Raw genomic sequence first — 4,556 nt, forward strand, 5'->3', positions numbered from 1 at the left:
GTATAGAGCAGCCGAGGGGGCGGGGTTTGTTTTTCTGCTACGGCATTACGGGTAACATTGGCTATCTCAAAAAACTCTTCCTGGCTAATATCTCGTCCGCCCAGTCCACCGATAAAACTCAGCAATTGTGGCGGTGCGAGAGGGTGGCCATAGAGTGCGCCCGCCAGTTCAGAATGCAGCACCCCCCCCATGCCCATTGATATATTCTGATCGATCACCGCAACACCGGATTTACCTGCCAGTAAATTGCGCAACAGCTCTGCCGGGAAGGGACGGTACAGGTGAGGCCGCAACAATCCAATCTTGTTACCGGCTTTGCGCATCTGGTCAACTGCAGCTTTGGCCTTGGTGGCAAAGGAGCCGAGCATAACCAATACGATATCGGCATCATCACATTGGTAAGCTTCAATCGCTGAATATTGACGGCCAAAGTGTTCGGCGAATTCGACAGATAATTCATCGTAAACAGCAATACCATTTTGTGCTGCGAGATGTGTTTGATAACGAAAATAGGAATAGGGGGCTCCGCCCAATACAGCTACTGCCTGGCTTCTCGGTGAGCCGGCACGAAAGCGCATATTTTGCGGATCAAAATCTCTAACAAATTGCTTAGCAGCTTTAGCATCCGGAATAGCCACCGGTTCGCGGGTAAAAGATAGATAAAAACCGTCCATATTGACTATCACCGGCAGGCGTATACGTTGATCTTCAGCCAGACGGAAGGCTATCAATGTGCTGTCGAGCACTTCCTGGCAGGTTGAACAATGAATCTGCAGAAAGCCGCAATCCCGGGCTGCCATGATATCGTTATGGTCCGGCTCCAGAGTGATCGGCGAGGCCAGACCGCGAGAAACATTTACCAGCACAAAGGGCGCTCGCCAGCCGCTCACTGTGTACAACATCTCCATGCCATAGAGCAGCCCCTGGCTTGAAGTAGCGCTGAAAGCTCGAATTCCAGTGGTTGCAGCAGCAGCTGCTGCGGTCACCATGGAATGTTCAGATTCCAGAGTGACCATACGCGCATCCATTTCTCCCTGGTCAATCCAGCTGGCAATTTTCTCGATGATTTCGGTTTGCGGCGTGATTGGAAAGGCGGGAATATAATCAGCTGCTGCCAGTCGAGCTCCCCAGGCCGCAGCCGCATTTCCGGTCAACAAGCTGCGTTTCATGATGATTTCTCCTGTTGCTGGGCCTGCTGTTCCGGAACAGCCTCAATAGCGTGTGCGCGGCATTGCGCCACACATATCATGCAGCCCTTGCAATGGTCATAATCAATTACCGGGGTTTTTCCGTTAACGGCGATGGCGCCATCCGGACAAAAGGTGCTGCATATCCACCAGCAGTCTTTGCATCGCTGGTAATCAATCACCGGCCGCAGGGTACGCCACAGACCGGTTCTTACTTCTACACTGTTTGCCGAGGCATGTATGTCCGGTGCCGAAATGCGGGCATTCTCAAATGGTAGATCTATCCACGCTGGTTTGCTGTAGTCATTGGCATTGGTTTGTGCCCCTGTCTGCACACAACCCTTATATGCCTGCATACTGTCATAGGCATCTAGCGCTCTGCCAAGGTTTTTCTCGATAACTGCATTGCCCAGCTCTGCCAGTTCTTCTTTGATGGCTTGCTGTAATGCGTCTCGCGAAATACTGCCCAGTAAACACGCAGCGGCACCGGTACAGGTTGCACCAATAAAACGCAGCTCAGCCCGATCTTCTGCTTCGGCTGGTAAAGTGAGTATTTCACAGGAAAGATTCAGCCGCTGTTTCCAGGTTTCTGCGTTTTGATCGCTATTAATCAACAACACCGAGTGCTGATCCACCCCCGTCAGTACACCGGCAGCAGGTACGGGTATCAGGCTGTCATCAGCCACAATAATAAGATCCGGTTGGATAATAACGCCACGTTCATTTATCGGCTGATTATTGACCCGTACATAGGCGAATATTGGCGCACCACGCCGTTCAGCGCTATATCGGGGGGCATCCTGAACCTCGTAGCCTTCCAGAAAAAAGGCGGTGCCCAGAATACGGCTGGCGGTTTTCATACCTTGACCACCGCGACCGTGAAAACGTATACGGTACATGGCAACTCCTTCCTGCATCAGAACCTGACACCTCGGTTCGCAAAACGGCTAAATGAAATTCGGTCCACATGAAAACAGAGAAAAACGCCGTAAACTCATCGCTTTTTTCAACCGCTTAACAGCCATTTCCATGGCTGCTTCACGAGGTGATATTTGTTTATGTTTAACAGCTTCCAGCACCTGCTCTGTGTTGTAGCGCAGTTTTTCTTCAATACTCGCCAGGGCAGCGGCCTGGCTGCCTCCTTCATATTCCATCGCGGCGCAGATCACGCCGCCGGCATTGGCAATAAAGTCGGGCACACAGAGTACCCCCTTGTCATGGAGAATTTTCTCAGCCCCATGGGTAAAGGGGATATTGGCACCTTGCACTACCAATTTGGTATTGAGTCGGCTAACGTTATCTTCATGGATAACATCCGGGCGTGCTGCAGGAATCCAGATATCACATGGCACATCAATTACATCATCACTGCTCATTTTCTTTGCATCAAGGTAATCAGTGACGCACTTACCTTCGGATTTCAGGGCTATTAATTGTTCAACATCCAGTCCGTGCGGGTTGTGAATGGCACCGAGGGAGTCTGCAACAGCCACCAGCACAGCACCTTTTTGTGTCAGGTATCGGGCTGCATGTTTACCGACTGCGCCAAAGCCCTGTACAACCAGTCTTGCGCCTTTTAACTGAAAATCACAATAGTTTAGTGCGACATCCACTACATGGCTCAGACCAAAACCGGTGGCACCAATTTCATCCAGTGGGATGCCGCCAAGTTCACGGGGCAGTCCAACCACGCGTCCGATTTCATCTCTTATCCAGGCCATGCATTCTTCATCGGTTCCCATGTCGGGGCCAAAAATATAGGTGTTTTCATTGCGTAATACGTTGGCGAGGGCGCGGATCAGTTTTTCTTTTTCGATTTTCGGCATTTTGGGATCACCGTAGAGCACGGCTTTACCACCGCCATAAGCCAGACCGGCTGCTGAATTTTTCAAAGTCATGGCACGTGCCAGTCGCATACACTCTTCAGTACTGACATCAGTAGCCATTCGTACGCCACCAATCGAGGGCCCTTTAGCAATGTTATCCACCACAAGCACTGCCTTAAGATTTACAGAGGGTTCATAAACATGTATTACTTTCAAAGGACCCAGTTCATCGGCAAATGTGAAGATATCTTTCATCCTTTTCCCCCGATTAATTATTTATCTGTTTTTTAAATTAAGGGTGATTAAGATCACTATTAGCTGTAGATAAATTAAGTGTATGCACTGAATCAGCTTATGTCTAATGAGGTTAAGTGATTCAGGCAGAGTAACCTCATGAATAGTAAAAACATTGTTCCTGAGTAATACCAATTCCATTAATTGGGTAATCTATTTAGGCGTAGGGAAAATGGATGAAAGCAAGGCATTGATTGCAGTAACTAGTTGTTCTAATTGCAAAATCAATAACGAAGCTAGCATTCATTTTAACAAGCATAAATGAATAGAAAATTAGTGGATTTGGTATAAAGATTTCCAGCTGAAATCATCAGCTACTCAGTGGTGTGGGACGGCATTTGTGGAAATTTGCTTTATCTCGAAATCAAAAGAAAACACAGGTCTACTAAAAATTGCAGTATCTAAGAGAATGAGCGTTTATCTAATCAAGTTGTGGTGGTGCTCGATTTTGGGAGTAAAGCAAGAGCTACTTTTTTAGATTTTTCATGCAAATGAATAAGGATTTTCTTGATAACGGCTGGATCTTAAATGCAGGAAATTAGTTTCATCATATTGCCACATTGATTACAGATTTTAATATCAATAGCAAAAAACGCTTTAATATTTATGCCCGGTCATCGCTTTAGGGCGTTTTTGAGCGTAGATTTTTCAGATCAGTTGAACCTAGCAGATTAAATAGTCAGGTCTAATATTAGTCTGTACAGCTTATCGTATTTAACGTCGTTCACAAGTCGTGCAACCGCGACACGCAGAGCGGCTATGTTTATCTAAGCGTCCGCGTTGAATTTTACAATAGGCTTTTTTTAACGCACGTCGTCCCGAAAACCAATCGTCAGCACGCCCGAGTATTAAATTACCCTTAAACCGTTTAGTTAATTCCTTACCATATTGTTCAATAAAAGAACTATCGAAGCTGATTTCAAAATAGATTAATGCTTGTTCAATCGTTGTAAAACTGTCAAGTTTATTTTGTAAGCTATTTTTATGACAACTTTGAACCACCAGTCGAGTCTCACTGAATTGGGTAGGGGGGTAGTAGCATAACGCAATCACAAATAAGAGTCTTGATTTGTGCGTTTATATTTGTTTTAAATCCATTTGCGAGCGTTGTGCAAGATTTGATAGCTTCATTGCGAGTGGACCTTTGTGTACGCTTTCAGAAAAAGCCAGCTTAAATTCTGGCTCAAAAATGCCTCAAAGCCTGTTAGTGATGTCGTTCTACTTATCCAAAGTACATGGAACGAGTGTT

Annotated in this window: 4 protein-coding genes; all 4 read right to left on the reverse strand. The window is 46.5% G+C overall.

The window, feature by feature from the left end; genetic code table 11:
* Positions 1 to 1,169: hypothetical protein (locus AC4GME_RS17495; protein WP_490379911.1), on the reverse strand; the 1,169-nt coding region annotated here is incomplete at its 3' end.
* Entirely contained in the window at positions 1,166 to 2,086 is a 921-nt protein-coding gene (locus AC4GME_RS17500; protein WP_490378250.1) for a 2-oxoacid:acceptor oxidoreductase family protein, read from the reverse strand. The genes AC4GME_RS17495 and AC4GME_RS17500, both read right to left, overlap by 4 nt.
* Before the next feature lie 48 nt (positions 2,087 to 2,134).
* Positions 2,135 to 3,268 (reverse strand): Glu/Leu/Phe/Val family dehydrogenase, encoded by a 1,134-nt coding sequence (locus AC4GME_RS17505; protein ID WP_490378251.1) that lies wholly within the window; start codon positions 3,266 to 3,268, stop codon positions 2,135 to 2,137.
* Between the two features lie 753 nt (positions 3,269 to 4,021).
* Positions 4,022 to 4,360 (reverse strand): nitrogen fixation protein NifW, encoded by a 339-nt coding sequence (locus tag AC4GME_RS17510; RefSeq protein WP_490378252.1) that lies wholly within the window; start codon positions 4,358 to 4,360, stop codon positions 4,022 to 4,024.
* Between the last annotated feature and the right edge of the window lie 196 nt (positions 4,361 to 4,556).

The organism is Psychromonas sp., assembly GCF_983033635.1.